This window comes from Vibrio sp. V23_P3S9T160 (assembly GCF_963886625.1).
GTDB classification, from domain to species: domain Bacteria; phylum Pseudomonadota; class Gammaproteobacteria; order Enterobacterales; family Vibrionaceae; genus Vibrio; species Vibrio anguillarum.
The window spans coordinates 36,227-53,909 of the sequence record NZ_CAWPDB010000077.1 but is presented as its reverse complement, the minus strand read 5'-3'; the positions used below and the strand labels follow the sequence as shown (position 1 = coordinate 53,909).

The window sequence follows — 17,683 nt, the reverse complement described above, 5'->3', positions numbered from 1 at the left end:
GGAATGTTATTGAACTCTTTTTTATTCGCGGGAGATTTGAGTGTCACGGGGGCATATTTGATGTCTAGGTGAACCGTGCGAGCTTTACGGCCGCCTTTTTGCGGTATGTCGAGCACTCTTTCTCCTGCTGATTGCAGCTTGGAAGCGTAGTCATAAAGACGATTATCATGCTCTTTTATACAGCGACTTTGCATTGAGCGAACGAGGAATCGCTGTTGTTGCTCTTGCTTGTAAGTGAGGTATTCAAATAGGTCGGCTTCTCTATCGCACACAGAAATAACATCTGAGATTTTCTCGCCAAGTCGCTCTGCGACATGGCGAGAAGCTTGCTCCCATTTATAGCTTTCTTTCTCTTTGTATGGTCGAGTGGCGTACTGGTGTCCTTGTCCACGCTTTTCAATATCTCGAGTCCAGCGTTGTTGTTCAATTAAGCCAACAACCACTTGAGTTTCGGGAGCAAAAAGTAAGGTCGAGTGTATGAACATAGCTCGATTTCGATTGCCTTGATTGGAGTGCCCAAGTTCATCTTGTATGCTGCGATGGGAGTAACTTAGAGAAGTCGTATCTTCTAATGCAAGAAGTGTTTGTTGCTCTAAAGCCTCTTGCGCTGTGACATGAAAGCCCGCTTCAGCGATATCTTCTGCTTTGATTTGCTCATTACGAATAAAGCGATAAGCCCCTTCCATATCAGCAGGGGAGATGATGAGTTTCGAGACCGGTACGCCAGGTTGCTCGGCCAGAGAGGCTGCTAGGGCAACGAGTCTTTGAGTACGTCTTGGGTCATTGAGGTGAGCTTGACCAAATTGCTTTTGTGCCCAGAGGGTTGGTTCTATATAAGTCATTCTAATCATCCTTGTTATTGCTTAGATGATCAGATCATGAAACATAAAATTAGTTCAAAAAAATCCCCAAGCAGAGGCTTGGGGATTTGTGTATAAGAGACAGGGTTTGCCCTTCCTTTTTGTTAATAGTTCTTACCTGTCATTTTTAGAGTTTTCGTCTTAACAACATTACGGCAACGCTGAGAAACACCAAACTGGGTGCGACGGCACCAAACACTGGTGGGATACCATAAACAAGACTCAGTGGGCCGAAAAACTCACTGGAAATATAAAATGTAAAGCCTGCAATCACGCCTGACAAAATCCTTGCGCCCATAGTAACGCTGCGCAATGGCCCAAAAATAAACGATAGTGCCATTAGCATCATCACAGCAATAGAAAAAGGTTGAGTAATTTTACGCCACAACGCCAGATCGTACCGTGAAGCATCTTGCTCCGACGTTTTTAAATAGCTGACATAATCATACAAGCCACTCAGTGACAACTCTTCAGGCTTGACCGTGACCACTGCTAGTTTGTCTGGAGCTAATGAAGTCGTCCAACGATATTCGGGTAATGTTTGCTTTGTTATCAATACATCATCGCGCATGTCGGTGATTTGAACATTTTTCATTACCCATTGATTGTCTTTATCGTAATCCACCTCTTCGGCAAAAAGGATGTTTTGCAAACTCTTATTGTTATCAAAGCGCCACATATTTAAGCCATAGAGTTTGTTGTCATCAATTTTACCAATAAAGATAAAATCATTCACATCGCGAGCCCACACACCGCTACGCACTGAAACAATACTACCGCCAGAGAGAGAAAAAGCGCGCAGATCTCGCGCCATCTTCTGCGCTTGGGGTGCTCCCCATTGGCCAAGCAAGGTGACAATGATCATTAATGGCACTGCGGTTTTTAATACCGACATACCGATATTAAGCTTAGAAAACCCCGCAGCTTGCATGACAACGAGCTCAGAACTTGATGCCAACATACCTAACCCAATCAACGCACCGAGTAAGGCGGCCATAGGAAAAAACATCTCGATATCACGAGGAATGCTCAACACCACAAACAGTAAAGCTTGCAGTAAATCGTAGCTTCCTTCCCCGACTTTTCTCAATTGCTCAACATATTTGATAATGCCGGACAAACCAACAAAGGTCGCCAGCACTAGCGAGGTTGTCGCAACAATAGTACGGCCAACGTATAAATCTAAAATCTTAAACACGCGTTATGCTGCCTTCTTTAGTCTTAGTTTATCTTTGAAGCGCCGCACTGGCACACTGTCCATGATATTCACTGAAATCGCCGCCAAAAGTAACGCAGCATTGATTGGCCACATACCGATCACCGTAGCAAGTGAGCCATCTTCAATGGCGGACTTGGTTGCGCTGATGGCCATAAAATAGGCCAAATAAATTAAGATTGCAGGTCCCATTTTCGCAAAGCGTCCTTGCCGAGGGTTAACCGCCGACAAAGGGACCACCAGCATGGTGAGTAACGGAATACAAATCACCAGAGAAATTCGCCATTGTAACTCAGCTTTCGCTCTTCGATCCGGGTTGGAAAGCAGATTGGATGTCGGTAACGCCTCCCAATCGCGTCCTTTGGGTTTAACTTCACGCTGCCCAATTAAACCTTCGTATTCGTCAAATTTTGTGATCATATAATCAACGCGTGTTGGCACGCCTTCATAGCGAATCCCGTCATACATGGTGATCATCTGACGGCCATCACTGAGCTCTTTAACATCACCAGAATTAGAGAACATCACACTTGGGAGTATCGAATCCTTTGGTGCAAGCTGCGCAACAAACACATTATGCAGTTTTTTGTTTTCAATATTTTCGATGAAAACTACTGAGGAACCATCTGGTGTGCGTTGAAATTGTCCTTTCTGTAGCAAATCAACACTATTTTCTGCTGCGAGCTGATCCATTAATTGTGCTTCTTTGTCTTGGCTCCAAGGTGCCAACCAGAATGCGTTAAATGCTGCAGCACCTGAAGTGATCAAAGCCAAATAGAGCGCAGCACGGATCAAAAATTTATTGCCGATACCAGTGGCATTCATCACCGTAATTTCGCTTTCTGCGTACAAACGCCCAAAAGTCAGTAAGATGCCGATATACAAACTCAAAGGCAGCATTAATAACCCCATTGCGGGCATATTTAAACTCACAATAGATAAGATCATTCGTGCCGGAATGTCACCATCGGAAGCTTCAGCCAAAACGCGAATAAATCGTTGGCTAAGAAACACGAGAAACAGTACGAAAAAGATCGCAAATTGGCTCTTGAGTGTCTCGCGGATCAAATATCTAACAATAATCACGCTGAAATTACCTATACAAAACTTGTTTTTTTGATTGAATCACTATAATTTCCCGTTGAACCTTTTATTTTTAAAATTTTCACTAACTGTTAGGCGTTCAATTAAAAGTAGATCCAAACTCGGATTCAACCACTAAGAGCGCATTATCTAACATTTAGTTCTATTTGTCTTCAGGATGTAGGAGTACGCATGGAGTTCAGTGTAAAAAGTGGCAGTCCAGAGAAACAACGTAGCGCATGTATCGTTGTTGGAGTGTTCGAACCACGCCGCCTTTCTCCAGTAGCAGAGCAGCTTGATAAAATCAGCGACGGCTATATTAGTTCACTACTTCGCCGTGGTGATCTCGAGGGTAAACCCGGCCAGATGCTACTGCTGCATCAAGTCCCTGGTGTTCTGTCTGAACGCGTTTTACTGGTAGGTTGTGGTAAAGAGCGCGAATTAGGCGAGCGTCAGTACAAAGAAATCATTCAAAAAACCATTAGCACACTGAACGAAACGGGTTCAATGGAAGCCGTATGTTTTCTGACTGAACTACACGTTAAAGGTCGCGATACTTATTGGAAAGTACGCCAAGCGGTTGAAGCAACGAAAGATGGTCTGTACACCTTTGATCAATTCAAGAGCGTGAAACCTGAGACTCGCCGCCCACTGCGCAAACTTGTCTTTAACGTACCGACTCGCCGTGAGCTTAACTTAGGTGAGCGCGCGATTACACACGGCCTTGCGATTGCATCCGGTGTGAAAGCGTCGAAAGATCTCGGCAATATGCCACCCAACATTGCCAACCCAGCTTATCTTGCATCTCAAGCGCGCCGCTTAGCGGACGACTACGAGAGCGTCACCACCAAAATCATTGGTGAAGAAGAGATGGAAAAGTTGGGCATGACCTCTTATCTCGCCGTCGGTCGTGGCTCAAAAAATGAGTCGATGATGTCGGTCATTGAGTACAAAGGCAACCCAGATCCAGATGCAAAACCAATTGTGTTGGTGGGTAAAGGCCTAACGTTTGATTCCGGCGGTATTTCATTAAAACCAGGCGAAGGCATGGATGAAATGAAGTATGACATGTGCGGTGCAGCGTCAGTCTTTGGCGCAATGAAAGCATTGGCTAAATTGAAATTGCCATTAAATGTCGTGGGTATCTTAGCCGGCTGTGAAAACATGCCAGGCAGCAATGCCTATCGCCCTGGTGACATTCTCACGACTATGTCTGGCCAAACAGTTGAAGTACTCAATACCGATGCCGAAGGTCGCTTAGTTCTATGTGATGCACTCACTTACGTTGAGCGTTTTGAACCCGATTGCGTGGTAGATGTGGCGACACTAACTGGCGCTTGTGTGATAGCATTAGGTCACCACATCAGTGGCGTGGTTTCAAACCACAACCCATTGGCGCATGAATTGGTTAATGCTTCAGAACAAGCAAGTGATCGCGCATGGCGTCTACCAATGGCCGACGAGTACCATGAGCAGCTAAAGAGCCCATTTGCTGATATGGCAAACATCGGTGGTCGCCCTGGTGGTACGATTACCGCTGGCTGCTTCTTATCTAAATTTGCTAAGAAATATAACTGGGCGCATTTGGATATTGCAGGCACGGCATGGAAGTCAGGTCCAGCAAAAGGATCAACAGGTCGTCCCGTCTCATTGCTCGTCCAGTTCTTATTGAACCGCAGCGGCCAAGAGTCTGAGGAATAACCTCAAAATGTGAAAAGGGCCGCAAGGCCCTTTTTTGTTGATGAGCGATTAGATAGTAGGTGACAACATGCAGCGAGCCACCTTTTACATTGTGAACGAAGAAAGCCCTCAAGCAACACTGGCAGGCTTTGAGCAATATGTCCTATTTCTGGCTCATCACTTCGCCAAACAAGGGGCAAAAATTTATCTGCATTGTGATGATAAAACTCACGCTGAACAGTTTGCCGAACATTTATGGCAAGTACCTGCTGAACAGTTTGTCGCGCACAATCTGGTGGGTGAAGGCCCGAAATACTCTACTCATATCGAGATTGGCTACCCCAACGTCAAACCCAATTGGAATCGTCAACTGGTAATAAATGTGGCGGATAATCATACAACCTTTGCGAACGCCTTTGCTGAGGTGGTAGACTTCGTCCCCTGCGAAGAAAAAGCAAAGCAACGAGCACGCGAAAGGTATAAAATCTACCGTCAAGCTGGCTACCAATTGCAAACAATCGAGATCCAACATCCATAGGTCAAACCTTATAGTTAAGGCGATCTTTAACAAGATCCTTCACTTATGAAGTTTGACTAAGATTAACCATTCACAGTATCCATTTAAGAGCACTATGGAAAAGACATATAACCCAACAGCAATCGAACAAGCTCTGTATCAGACTTGGGAAGAGAACGGCTACTTTAAGCCTCACGGTGATACATCAAAAGAAGCGTACAGCATCATGATCCCACCGCCGAACGTCACTGGTAGCCTTCATATGGGTCACGCATTCCAAGACACCATTATGGATACTTTGATCCGCTGCGAACGCATGAAAGGCAAAAATACCTTATGGCAAGTGGGTACAGACCACGCCGGTATTGCTACCCAAATGGTGGTTGAACGTAAAATTGCCGCAGAAGAAGGCAAAACCAAACACGATTACGGCCGTGATGCCTTCATCGACAAAATTTGGGAATGGAAAGGCGAATCAGGTGGCACCATCACTAAACAGCTTCGCCGCCTTGGCGCATCGGTAGACTGGGATCGTGAACGCTTCACTATGGATGCGGGCCTATCCAATGCCGTTCAAGAAGTGTTTGTTCGCCTTTACCAAGAAGATTTACTCTACCGTGGTAAACGTCTTGTGAACTGGGATCCAAAACTGCACACTGCAATTTCTGATCTAGAAGTAGAAAACAAAGACGTCAAAGGTCACATGTGGCACTTCCGTTACCCACTGGCTGACGGCGTAAAAACAGCAGACGGTAAAGACTACATTGTTGTTGCGACCACTCGTCCTGAAACCATGCTGGGTGACACAGGTGTAGCGGTTAACCCTGAAGATCCACGCTACCAAGCTCTGATCGGCAAAGAGATCATGTTGCCAATCGTCAATCGCCGCATTTCTATCGTGGGCGATGAGCACGCCGACATGGAAAAAGGCACAGGCTGTGTGAAGATCACCCCTGCTCACGACTTCAATGACTATGAAGTCGGTAAGCGCCACCAACTGCCGATGATCAACATTTTCACCTTTGATGCCAACATTCGTGACGCCGCCGAAGTGTTCAACACCAATGGTGAACCAAGTGACGCTTACAGCAGCGATCTACCTGCTAAATACCAAGGCATGGAGCGCTTTGCGGCACGTAAAGCCATCGTAGCTGAATTTGAAGCTCTCGGCCTGCTTGAAGAAATCAAAGATCACGACCTCACCATTCCTTACGGTGACCGTGGTGGTGTGGTTATCGAACCGATGCTGACCGACCAATGGTACGTACGCACAGCGCCACTAGCGGAAGTCGCAACCAAAGCCGTTGAAGATGGCGAGATTCAATTTGTGCCTAAGCAGTACGAAAACATGTACTTCTCATGGATGCGTGACGTGCAAGATTGGTGTATCTCACGCCAACTTTGGTGGGGTCATCGTATTCCTGCTTGGTATGACAACGACGGCAACGTTTATGTCGGCCGTAGCGAAGAAGAAGTGCGCGAACAAAACAACCTAGCCCCAGTGGTGGTACTGCGCCAAGATGATGATGTATTGGACACTTGGTTCTCATCTGCTCTTTGGACTTTTGGTACACAAGGCTGGCCAGAAAATACTGAGGCACTAAAAACATTCCACCCGTCTGACGTTCTTGTTACTGGTTTTGACATCATCTTCTTCTGGGTTGCACGCATGATCATGATGACCATGCACTTCTGTAAAGATGAGAATGGCAAACCACAAGTGCCATTTAAAACTGTTTATGTCACAGGCCTTATCCGTGATGAAAACGGCGACAAAATGTCAAAATCTAAAGGCAACGTGCTTGATCCTATCGACATGATCGATGGTATTGATCTTGAATCTCTGGTTGAAAAACGTTGTGGCAACATGATGCAGCCACAGCTTGCAGCCAAGATCGAGAAAAATACACGTAAAACCTTTGAAAATGGTATCGAACCTTATGGAACCGACGCACTGCGTTTCACGCTAGCAGCGATGGCTTCAACCGGTCGTGATATCAACTGGGACATGAAACGCCTAGAAGGTTACCGCAACTTCTGTAACAAACTCTGGAACGCGAGCCGTTACGTGTTGATGAATACCGAAGATCTCGATTGTGGCTTTAACGCAGGTAGCGAGCTTGAGTATTCGTTAGCCGATAAATGGATCGAGTCTCAATTTGAATTGACGGCTAAAGAGTTCAACAACCATATCAACAACTTCCGTTTAGATATGGCGGCAAATACCCTTTACGAATTCATCTGGAACCAATTCTGCGACTGGTACTTAGAGCTGACTAAACCCGTATTGTGGAAAGGCAGTGAAGCGCAGCAACGTGCAACGCGCCGTACATTAATTACGGTATTAGAGAAAACATTACGCCTCGCGCACCCAGTGATCCCGTATATCACTGAAACTATTTGGCAAAGCATTAAGCCATTAGTGGACGGCGTTGAAGGTGACACCATCATGCTGCAAGCGCTGCCTCAGTACGATGAAACGAACTTCAACCAAGCAGCGCTGGATGATATCGAATGGGTGAAAGCCTTTATTACTAGCATTCGCAACCTGCGTGCCGAGTACGATATCAACCCAGGCAAACCTCTTAACGTGATGCTAAAAGCCGCCAACAAGCAAGAAGTGGCACGTTTAGAAGCGAACAAAGCGGTACTGTTGTCACTGGCTAAACTGGAGGCTCTACGCGTTCTTGAAGAGGGTGAAGAGACTCCTGCTTGTGCAACGGCGCTGGTTGGTCAATCTGAGCTGATGATCCCAATGGCTGGCTTGATTGATAAAGATGCGGAGCTAGAGCGCTTAGCAAAAGAGATTGCTAAAACTCAAGGCGAAATCAAACGCATTGAAGGCAAACTCAATAACCAAGGGTTCGTCGCTAAAGCACCCGAAGCCGTTGTCGCTATCGAGCGTCAAAAGCTGAATGGCTATCAAGATACCTTGGTTAAACTGGAAGAACAGAAAGCGACCATAGCCGCGCTATAATCGCGATTGCGTTACCATTAAAAAGGTCGGTGTGAAAATACCGACCTTTTTTATTTATTCACGCCATCAGCAGACGCGATTTTTGTGCTCTCCACGCTCAAACGCGGCAATGTTATCCATCAAAATCGTTGCCAATTGTGAAATAGCTGAGTCACTACCCCATGCCACGTGTGGTGTGAGCAACAAATTTGGCAAATCCATATTGGCTAGTAAGGGATTTGTTTTGTCCGCTGGTTCTCGACTGAATACATCCACTCCAGCGCCAGCAATTTGCCCAGATTTCAATGCTGTCACAAGTGCTTGCTCATCAACCAAACCACCACGGCCTGCGTTAATCAACAATGCATTAGGCTTCATTATCTTTAATTCGTTCTCACCTATCAGGTTTCGGGTTTGCTCGCTCAATGGGCAATGTAAACTCACAACATCCGCCTCAGCTAACATTTGTTCAAAGGGCATAAAACCTTGTCGGCATAACTTGGCCCCCTTTCGTTCAGAAAATATCACCTGCATGCCTATCGCTCGTGCCAACGTTGCGGTTGCCTGTCCGAGCGCACCACTCCCCACAATACCAAGCGTTGAACCTGCAACATCCCCTATCGGATGGGTAAAAAAACAAAATTGTTGATTGCGCTGCCACTCGCCATTGGCAATATCTTGATGATAAGCAAACAGGTGACGCCTTAAGGCATAAATCATCCCAACGACATGTTCCGGAACAGAACGAGTGGCATAGCCTTGAACATTCACCAGTGCGATGCCTGCTTCACGACAGTAATCGACATCGATATTATTGACGCCTGTGGCCGACACAGCAATCAAGCGCAATTTCGGACATTGTGAGAGTAGCGCCCTATCCAGCACCACTTTATTGGTGATTACGATATCGGCTTGAGATAGGCGATCGAGCGCTTGTTCGGCAGAAGTAAAGTCAAACTCAAGCCAATGATGAGCAAAAGGTAAGCTTGGCAATCGAATATAAGCAGGGATTGTGGCCCTATCGAGAAAGACAACCGTGGGTAGTGACATATCAGCTCCTTGTCGCCACCCACATCACACTAAGGTCGGGGCAACGTTTTGTAATCTGGTAATTTTCGCTCAGGATCAAAGTGTTGCAAAATTTGCTCTTGTGCTTCGGGATAAAAATCACAGCCGACAAAAATATTGCGCAGCCAATGACTCTTTGGGTGATAAAAACTGAGCTCTGCGGCATGCAGCGCTAAGCGATCGGAAAAATCTTGCGCTTCTTGCGGGGCATAAAACTCATCACCCACAATCGGATACCCCAAAGCTTGCATGTGCACACGTAATTGATGCGAACGGCCAGTCACAGGAAAAAGACGTACAATTGTCGTTTTTTCTTCTCTTTTCGCTACTTGATATAAAGTTTTTGATGGTTTCCCATCTTCAAAGCAGACTTTCTGTTTAGGCCGATTTGGCCAATCGCAAATCAGGGGTAACTCAACCACCCCCTCGTCAAGCTCCATTACGCCCCACACGCGAGCGTAATAAATTTTATGCGTTAAACGGTATTGAAACTGCTTTTTCAATGCCCCTTCCGCGTATTTATTTTTTGCCAGCACCATCAAGCCAGAAGTCGACATATCCAAACGATGCACAACTTGGATCTCTGGATATTGCTCAGCCAAACGACTCCACATACTGTCGTGATGCTCAGGCAAGCGTCCTGGAACCGACAGCAGACCTGAAGGTTTATTCACCGCGAGAATCTGATCATCTTCATAGACAATATCAATCCAAGGATCTGTGGGCGGCGTGTATTCAAGCATAGCCATCGAAGGTTTCTCCTAAAAAAATCGGCGCATTATAACAACCTCTCCGCCAAGCCAATAGAGAAGAGTCATCTTAGTTTCGTTAAATCACGAAATCGTCAGTAAGTTAGCCTTGCTTAGAAATATCACTTGAAATGTAACTTAAAATTGACAGATTAACTGGGTGTGATATTGATTGATGAGCTTGACATTAAAGTCAGCTTCAAAAGCAAGAATTATAAATAACACAACATCAAGTCTAAGGAACAAGAATGGAACACAGCGTCCCTTATCAATCGGCCAAACGTTTAACCCTGCCACAACTGCTTCGTTCACTCGGGCCGGGCATTATGATGGCAGCAGCAGCCGTCGGCGGCTCTCATCTCGTCGCGTCAACTCAAGCAGGTGCAATTTATGGCTGGCAACTCGCAGGCCTCATTTTGCTGGTCAACTTATTAAAATACCCCTTTTTTAAGGCTGGCATTCAATACACCATGGGGACAGGCAAAAGTTTAGTACAAGGCTATGCTCATCTCGGGCGTGCTTACTTATGGGTTTTTGCCATCTTAAGCGTGGTATCGGCCATTATAAACACCGCCGCGTTACTGCTGTTTAGCGCCAGCTTACTGGCCTATTTTGTCCCTTTTGAGCTGGGCAATATTGTTCTTTCCGTGATTGTGCTGACCACTTGTTTGCTGATCCTTTTTGCAGGCCACTTTCGCGCGCTCGACTCACTTTCTAAAATGATTATGGCAGTACTGACAATCGCCACCTTACTCGCCGTGGTGATTGCCGTCGCAACCCCAGCACAGATAGTGGTAGAAACCATTTCACCTTCACCTTGGACACTCGCCGCGATCGGTTTTTTGGTGGTGACAATGGGCTGGATGCCCGCACCCATTGAGATTTCGAGCATCACTTCGGTGTGGCTCAAGCGTCAATGCCAAGAGCAGCAAGTGACGCCGCAATCCGCACTATTTGATTTCAATGTGGGCTATATCGGTACTGCAATCTTGGCGATTGTATTTTTGGCGCTAGGTGCCTTAGTACTACACGGAACAGGCGTTGAGCTCTCGAAATCTGGCGTCGGCTTTTCGCATCAATTGGTCGGATTGTACGCTTCAACCATAGGTGAGTGGTCACGTTATTTAATTGCAGTGATCGCCTTTTTCTGTATTTTTGGCAGTACCATCACCGTCATTGATGGCTATTCACGAGTGATTGCAGAATCACAACGTCTTTTGCAAAACAAAGAGAGCCAAAGCCCACGTTGCTACCAAGCTTGGGTTATCGTGGTATCGGCTTTAGCGCTGGCCATCATTGCCTTTTGGGCTTCAGCACTGATGCCAATGCTGAATTTTGCGATGATCATGGCATTTATGACCACGCCAATTTTTGCGCTGCTCAACTATATTCTGGTGACTAAAACACCTTTACCGGCTGAACTCGCAGTAGGAAAAAAACTCAAAGCGCTGTCTATCGTAGGGCTTGTTTATCTGTTTGGCTTTTTAGCGCTGTTTATTTGGTGGAAGTGGCTTATGTAACAGCAGATAAAACAAAGGCCTTATGAAAAAGGCCTTTGTTGTTTTTAATGTCCGCCACAAGGGCCAAGTAAAGGGATCAGTTATGCGTCACAACGATTAAACGCAACGAATCCAGTTGGAATTGCGCTTTACCGATGTAACCGCTTAACTCGTTGATCTGCTCTTCAATCGCGCTGATCTCTTCATCACGAATGTTCGGGTTGACTGCTTTAAGCGCCAATAAGCGCTCCAGTTCACCGTTTAAGCTCGACTGCATCTCTTTTTGCGCTTGTTCACGAATCGCTTCAACACGGCTCACAACTTGGCTTTCACTGGCAGCAATTAAGCTATGCACATCATTTTGTACCGACGTAACGAGCTTGCTGGCCAAATGACGATTCACTGGGCTTAATTGGCGGTTGAAGCTTTCAAACTCAACTTGAGCAGAGAGATCATTACCACGCGCATCCATCATCAAACGGATCGGTGTTTGAGGAAGGAAGCGGCTGATACCACTGCGTTTTGGCGCTTGTGCATCCACCACATAGATCAACTCAAGCAGCAAAGTCCCAACAGGCAGAGCTTTATTTTTCAGCAGAGAAACCGCCGATGTTCCCACGCCTTCGCTCATCAGTAGGTCGATCCCGCCTTGAATCATCGGGTGTTCCCAACTGATGAAATTCATATCTTCACGCGATAATGCCGTATCACGATCAAAAGTGATGGTCGCTCCTTCATACGGCAAACCGGGGTAGCTTGGCACCATCATGTGCTCTGATGGTGTGACCACCAGCGCGTTTTCACCCCGATCATCTTGGTTTAAACCGATCGCATCAAATAAGCTCAAAGCGAAAGTAACCAAGTTAGTATCGCCATCCGTTGATGCTATACTTTCGACGATTTTCAATGCTTTTTCGCCACCGTTTGAATGCATTTCAAGCAATCGGTCACGCCCTTGTTCAAGCTGAGCCTTCAACGTTTTGTTGAGCGTTGCCGACTGTTCAATGATCTCATCCAACGTATCGATATTTCCCGAAGCCAGCATGTCAATCAGATCATCGGCATATTTATCATACACAGCGCGGCCTGTTGGGCAGGTTTCAGCAAATGCATTCAAGCCTTCATCAAACCAACGCGCCAAAATCGCTTGCGATGTGCCTTTAAGGTACGGCACATGGATATCGATATCACGGTGTTGACCAATACGATCCAAACGGCCAATGCGTTGCTCTAAAAGATCTGGGTTAAACGGCAGATCAAACATCACCAACTGGTTAGCAAATTGGAAGTTACGCCCTTCAGAGCCGATTTCACTACAGATCAATACTTGCGCGCCACCCTCTTCTTGTGCGAAATAAGCGGCGGCTTTATCACGTTCTAAAATCGACATACCTTCATGAAAAACGGTAGCGCGAATGCCTTCACGCTCACGCAGTGCTTGCTCCAGTTGTAACGCGGTGCTAGCGCGAGAAGCGATCACTAAAATCTTTTCGCTACGTTTCTCTTTCACTTTTTCAAGTAGCCAATTCACGCGAGAGTCAAACTGCCACCAGCTTGCATCGTCGCCTTCAAACTCTTGGAAAATCTCTTCGGGGTAGAGCATTTTCATCGCGCGAGCCTGAGCACTGAGCTTACCGCCGATCATGCCAGCCACTCGCATCGAGGTCGTGTATTGCGCGGGGATTTCCATCGGCATCAAGTGCACATTACGCACAGGGAATCCTTTAATCGCAGCGCGGGTGTTTCTAAACAGCACGCGGCCTGTGCCATGGCGATCCATCAGATTATCAATCAGCTCTTGGCGAGCAGAGGCTTTGCTCTCTTCATCGGCATCGCTTTCAATAATGCGAAACAGCGGCTCAACATCTTGCTCTGAAAGTAGCTCAGTGATTTGGTTTTTGGCTTCGTTTTGTAACTTCTCACCCGAAAACAGGGCACTGACGGAATCGGCTACGGGCGCATATTGCTCTTCTTCTTCAACGAATGCCTCGTAATCGTAAAAACGATCGGGATCGAGCAAACGCAAACGCGCAAAGTGGCTTTCACGGCCCAATTGCTCCGGCGTTGCCGTTAGCAGCAGTACCGCTGGGGTGTTTTGCGCTAGCCCTTCGACCACTTGATATTCGCGGCTTGGTTTATCTTGGCTCCATTCTAGATGGTGCGCTTCATCCACCACCAATAGATCCCACTCCGCCTCAAGTGCTTGTTCAAAACGTTGACGACTTTTACGCAGAAAATCGAGCGAACAAAGCACATATTGCTGAGTATCAAAAGGGTTGTGTGCTTCAGCGAACGCTTCAACACAGCGCTCCTCATCAAAAATGGAGAAATGAAGATTAAAGCGACGCATCATCTCCACCAACCATTGGTGCTGCAAGGTTTCCGGCACCACAATCAAAATACGTTCCGCGCGACCAGAAAGCACTTGTTGATGAATGATCATCCCCGCTTCAATGGTTTTACCTAACCCCACTTCATCGGCTAATAACACGCGGGGCGCATGGCGACGGCCAACCTCATGTGCGATATAAAGCTGATGAGGAATCAGGCCCGCGCGCATGCCACATAAACCACGCATTGGGCTTTTGTGTTGTTGATATTGGTTAGTCAGGGCGCGATAACGCAACACAAAATTATCCATGCGATCAATTTGACCTGCGAACAATTTATCTTGCGGTTTGTTGAAACGGATTTGGTGGCTTAAGAAAATTTCACGTAGCGCCACGCCGCTTTCATCGTTGTCTTCGCGCGTACCGAGATAAGTGAGTAGTCCTTGTTCTTCAACAACTTGCTCAACGCGTAGCGACCAGCCTTCTTGGCTTTCAACCACATCGCCGCTATTGAACGTCACTCGTGTTACCGGGGCGTCACTGCGTGCATAAACGCGGTTTTCTTCTGATGCAGCAAACATCAAGGTCACAGTACGCGCATCAAGCGCTACCACAGTACCTAAACCAAGATCACTTTCTGTATCGCTTATCCAGCGTTGCCCCAAAGCAAAACTCATGAATCGACTACCTTATTTATTTGGAATGGATTGTATCGATCTGCTACCACGTGAAGGCAACTCCTAATTATGATTGTTGTTGGAGTGTGGTGCAGAAAAAGGTCGCTAATCTTACTTGATGGCGTGATACAGGTCACGTGTAAAGCGAAGGATAACCAAGATTTTTTTCTTCAACTTTTGGTTGACATCAAACTGTAAGAAATCGGTGGCATTTGTAGTAAACAAGGTTGCTATACTTGTTGTAACGATGCTTGCTTTGCCAGCCAAAAGGATGACTCTGGCACGAAGCATGCAGACCAAACAGACAATGAGTATCAACACAGGCTTGCAGTAAGTCATCGAGCAATCGAGTCACTACCGGCATCCATTGATCGATAACCTCTACTTGCTAGCACCTTTTGTTAAGCACGCTGCACAGCAGCAAGGAGACGCTTATGGGCGATACCGATCGGAAACTGTTTGTACTTGATACCAACATCCTGCTTCATGAACCTTTAGCCATTTACTCCTTCCAAGAGCATGATGTGGTCATTCCGATGACCGTTCTTGAAGAACTTGACCGGATCAAAGACAGCAAACGCGATGTTGCACGAGATGCGCGGGTCGCGATTCGTGCTTTAGAGCACTTATTCCACGATGCCACCCCAGACGAAATTACCGAAGGTATTCCATTTTCTAAAGAGGCCAGCAAGACGGGAACTATCTCGATCCTTGCCGACTTTGAGTTGCAAGAAACCGTCAAAGCCTTTGCTGACAAAGCCGGCGACAACCGTATCCTCAACGCTGTACTTTACCTGCAAGCGAAACGAGCGCCACGTTCTGTGGTTCTCATCACCAAAGACATCAACATGCGATTGCGCGCTAAAGGTGCAGGCGTGCGCTATGTTGAGGATTACCGCACTGACCAATTGATTGATGATGTGCAGTACCTGACCAAAGGCTTCCAAGTTCGTGAAGGAAATTTTTGGAACAACGTCGATGAAGTTGAGAGTAGAACCGTCGGCGGAAAAGCCTTCCATACGTTAGATAAAGCGCCGTTTGATCCGACCTTTATTAATCAATATGTCATTGATGAAGAGAGCGATTTTTCGGCGCGCGTGCATGAAATCAACGCAGAAAAAATTACGCTGCTTGATATTGGCCGCGAGAGAATGATGCACCGCAAAGCGTGGGACATCACCCCGAAAAATATCTACCAAGCGATGGCACTTGATGCCTTACTTGATCCAAGCATTGATTTGGTGATTTTAACCGGAGCCGCTGGTAGCGGGAAAACGCTGCTCGCGATGGCCGCCGCTCTTGAACAAACCATTGAGAAGAAGATGTTCGATAAGATTATCGTCACCCGTAATACGCCAGATATCGGAGAATCGATCGGCTTCTTACCCGGAACAGAGGAAGAGAAAATGATGCCGTGGCTGGCGGCGGTTACGGATACATTGGAAGCCTTGCACAAAAACGATCACTGCACCGAAGGTTCACTCAAATACATCTGCGATAAAGCCAATATCCAGTTTAAATCGATCAACTTTATGCGTGGGCGCTCAATCCAAAATGCCTTTGTGCTACTCGATGAGTGTCAAAATTTAACCGCTTCCCAAATCAAAACTATCATCACGCGCTGTGGTGAGGGCACTAAAATTGTCTGTTCTGGTAACTTAGCGCAGATTGATTCCCACTACTTAACCCCGGTGACCTCGGGTTTAACCTATATGGTTGAGCGCTTTAAAAACTTTGAAGGCAGCGCCAACATTCACTTAAACGGCGTCGTTCGCAGCCGCTTGGCCGAATTCGCTGAAGAGAATTTATAGTCACATTAGGCGAGATATTATTAATATCTCGCCTTTATTTTAAAATAATTATTCACAAATTTAGCATTTATATGTTTTACTAAGGCCATTCATCATTCACCGTTTAGGACTGGGATATGGCTTTCAATTTACGCAACCGCAACTTTCTCAAACTGCTCGATTTCACGCCGAAAGAGATCCAATTTCTGCTCGATCTCTCTGCTGATCTCAAAAAAGCGAAATACGCCGGATCAGAACAGAAAAGATTAGCGGGTAAAAATATTGCGCTGATTTTTGAGAAAGCCTCAACACGGACGCGATGTGCATTTGAAGTGGCCGCGTTTGATCAAGGCGCTCAAGTCTCTTACATCGGGCCATCAGGGTCGCAAATTGGTCATAAAGAGTCGATGAAAGACACCGCGCGCGTACTCGGAAGAATGTACGATGGCATCCAATATCGCGGTTTTGGACAAGAAATTGTCGAAGAGCTTGGCGCACATGCTGGCGTTCCTGTATGGAACGGGCTCACCAACGAGTTCCACCCAACACAGATTTTAGCTGACTTTTTAACCATGATTGAGCATGGCCGTGGTAAACAGTTGCACCAAGTGTCACTAGCTTATCTAGGCGATGCACGCAATAACATGGGCAATTCACTGATGGTGGGCGCAGCAAAAATGGGCATGGATATTCGCCTCGTCGCACCCAAACAGTTTTGGCCAGAAGCATCTCTCGTCACCACTTGCCAAGAAATTGCCAAGCAGACGGGAGCCAAAATCACGCTCACTGAAAATGTACAAGAAGGCGTGCAAGGATGCGATTTTCTCTATACCGACGTTTGGGTTTCTATGGGCGAATCAGCCGATGCATGGGATGAACGCGTGGCCTTAATGACGCCTTACCAAATCAATATGAATGTGATTAAGCAAACTGGTAATCCACAGGTAAAATTTATGCACTGCTTGCCTGCGTTTCATAACGACGAAACCACCGTAGGCAAAGAGGTGGCGGAAAAATATGGTATGAAAGGGTTGGAAGTCACCGAAGAGGTGTTTGAGTCTGAATATTCGATTGTGTTTGATGAAGCTGAAAACCGCATGCACACCATCAAAGCTGTGATGGTCGCGACTCTCGGCGCTTAAAAAAACAAGGCAACAATGGATCGAAGCCCGATGAACTTACATGAATAAGTGATTTGGGTGAGTGAAAGCAGCTAACGCCGCGACAGTGCCAAAGCGACTTTTAATCCTCAAAATCA

The 17,683-nt window shown here is 46.5% G+C and carries 11 protein-coding genes and 1 pseudogene; 6 read left to right on the top strand and 6 right to left on the bottom strand.

Annotated elements, in window-relative coordinates:
• The 3 genes and pseudogenes from AACU59_RS04365 to lptF all read right to left on the bottom strand — a co-directional run.
• A pseudogene (locus AACU59_RS04365) lies at positions 1-842 on the bottom strand (IS4-like element ISVa18 family transposase); the annotation flags it as partial.
• Positions 843-987: 145 nt separating this feature from the next.
• A complete protein-coding gene (lptG, locus tag AACU59_RS04360; protein WP_013855998.1) occupies positions 988-2,058 on the bottom strand; it encodes an LPS export ABC transporter permease LptG in 1,071 nt (356 codons plus the stop codon).
• 3 nt (positions 2,059-2,061) lie between these two features.
• Entirely contained in the window at positions 2,062-3,162 is a 1,101-nt protein-coding gene (lptF, locus tag AACU59_RS04355; protein ID WP_094144811.1) for an LPS export ABC transporter permease LptF, read from the bottom strand.
• Between the two features lie 189 nt (positions 3,163-3,351).
• Between lptF and pepA the strand changes: the two genes are divergently transcribed.
• The 3 genes from pepA to AACU59_RS04340 all read left to right on the top strand — a co-directional run bounded on the left by pepA (position 3,352) and on the right by AACU59_RS04340 (position 8,333).
• On the top strand, positions 3,352-4,860 hold the full coding sequence (gene pepA / locus AACU59_RS04350; RefSeq protein ID WP_094145230.1) for a leucyl aminopeptidase: 1,509 nt from the start codon (positions 3,352-3,354) through the stop codon (positions 4,858-4,860).
• Between the two features lie 67 nt (positions 4,861-4,927).
• The gene (locus tag AACU59_RS04345) at positions 4,928-5,377 is read left to right on the top strand and encodes a DNA polymerase III subunit chi (RefSeq protein ID WP_017043380.1); all 450 of its coding nucleotides are present in this window, start codon (positions 4,928-4,930) and stop codon (positions 5,375-5,377) included.
• 94 nt (positions 5,378-5,471) lie between these two features.
• On the top strand, positions 5,472-8,333 hold the full coding sequence (locus tag AACU59_RS04340) for a valine--tRNA ligase (protein WP_094145229.1): 2,862 nt from the start codon (positions 5,472-5,474) through the stop codon (positions 8,331-8,333).
• A gap of 66 nt (positions 8,334-8,399) precedes the next feature.
• On the opposite strand, the gene AACU59_RS04335 is transcribed toward AACU59_RS04340, so the two are convergent.
• Both AACU59_RS04335 and AACU59_RS04330 read right to left on the bottom strand, forming a co-directional pair.
• On the bottom strand, positions 8,400-9,362 hold the full coding sequence (locus tag AACU59_RS04335) for a D-2-hydroxyacid dehydrogenase (RefSeq protein WP_094145228.1): 963 nt from the start codon (positions 9,360-9,362) through the stop codon (positions 8,400-8,402).
• A 29-nt stretch (positions 9,363-9,391) separates the two neighbouring features.
• On the bottom strand, positions 9,392-10,129 hold the full coding sequence (locus AACU59_RS04330) for an RluA family pseudouridine synthase (RefSeq protein WP_017046467.1): 738 nt from the start codon (positions 10,127-10,129) through the stop codon (positions 9,392-9,394).
• 248 nt (positions 10,130-10,377) lie between these two features.
• Between AACU59_RS04330 and AACU59_RS04325 the strand changes: the two genes are divergently transcribed.
• Entirely contained in the window at positions 10,378-11,649 is a 1,272-nt protein-coding gene (locus tag AACU59_RS04325) for an NRAMP family divalent metal transporter (RefSeq protein WP_094145227.1), read from the top strand.
• Between the two features lie 76 nt (positions 11,650-11,725).
• Here the strand turns inward: AACU59_RS04325 and rapA are convergent, their stop codons facing one another.
• Positions 11,726-14,635 (bottom strand): RNA polymerase-associated protein RapA, encoded by a 2,910-nt coding sequence (rapA, locus tag AACU59_RS04320; protein WP_013855992.1) that lies wholly within the window; start codon positions 14,633-14,635, stop codon positions 11,726-11,728.
• 434 nt (positions 14,636-15,069) lie between these two features.
• Here rapA and AACU59_RS04315 point away from each other — a divergent pair, with 434 nt between their 5' ends.
• Complete coding sequence (locus tag AACU59_RS04315; protein ID WP_026027812.1) at positions 15,070-16,446, top strand: PhoH family protein; 1,377 nt, start codon at positions 15,070-15,072, stop codon at positions 16,444-16,446.
• Positions 16,447-16,562: 116 nt separating this feature from the next.
• Positions 16,563-17,567, top strand: coding sequence for an ornithine carbamoyltransferase (argF, locus tag AACU59_RS04310; protein WP_013855990.1), 1,005 nt, complete (start codon positions 16,563-16,565; stop codon positions 17,565-17,567).
• Positions 17,568-17,683 lie beyond the last annotated feature (116 nt).

Excerpts from the sequence above, each read along its gene's own strand:
- AACU59_RS04335 (WP_094145228.1), bottom strand. The coding sequence starts at position 9,362 with ATGTCACTACCCACGGTTGTCTTTCTCGATAGGGCCACAATCCCTGCT.
- AACU59_RS04325 (WP_094145227.1), top strand. The coding sequence starts at position 10,378 with ATGGAACACAGCGTCCCTTATCAATCGGCCAAACGTTTAACCCTGCCA.
- AACU59_RS04330 (WP_017046467.1), bottom strand. The coding sequence starts at position 10,129 with ATGGCTATGCTTGAATACACGCCGCCCACAGATCCTTGGATTGATATT.
- pepA (WP_094145230.1), top strand. The coding sequence starts at position 3,352 with ATGGAGTTCAGTGTAAAAAGTGGCAGTCCAGAGAAACAACGTAGCGCA.
- argF (WP_013855990.1), top strand. The coding sequence starts at position 16,563 with ATGGCTTTCAATTTACGCAACCGCAACTTTCTCAAACTGCTCGATTTC.
- AACU59_RS04345 (WP_017043380.1), top strand. The coding sequence starts at position 4,928 with ATGCAGCGAGCCACCTTTTACATTGTGAACGAAGAAAGCCCTCAAGCA.
- rapA (WP_013855992.1), bottom strand. The coding sequence starts at position 14,635 with ATGAGTTTTGCTTTGGGGCAACGCTGGATAAGCGATACAGAAAGTGAT.
- AACU59_RS04340 (WP_094145229.1), top strand. The coding sequence starts at position 5,472 with ATGGAAAAGACATATAACCCAACAGCAATCGAACAAGCTCTGTATCAG.
- AACU59_RS04315 (WP_026027812.1), top strand. The coding sequence starts at position 15,070 with ATGGGCGATACCGATCGGAAACTGTTTGTACTTGATACCAACATCCTG.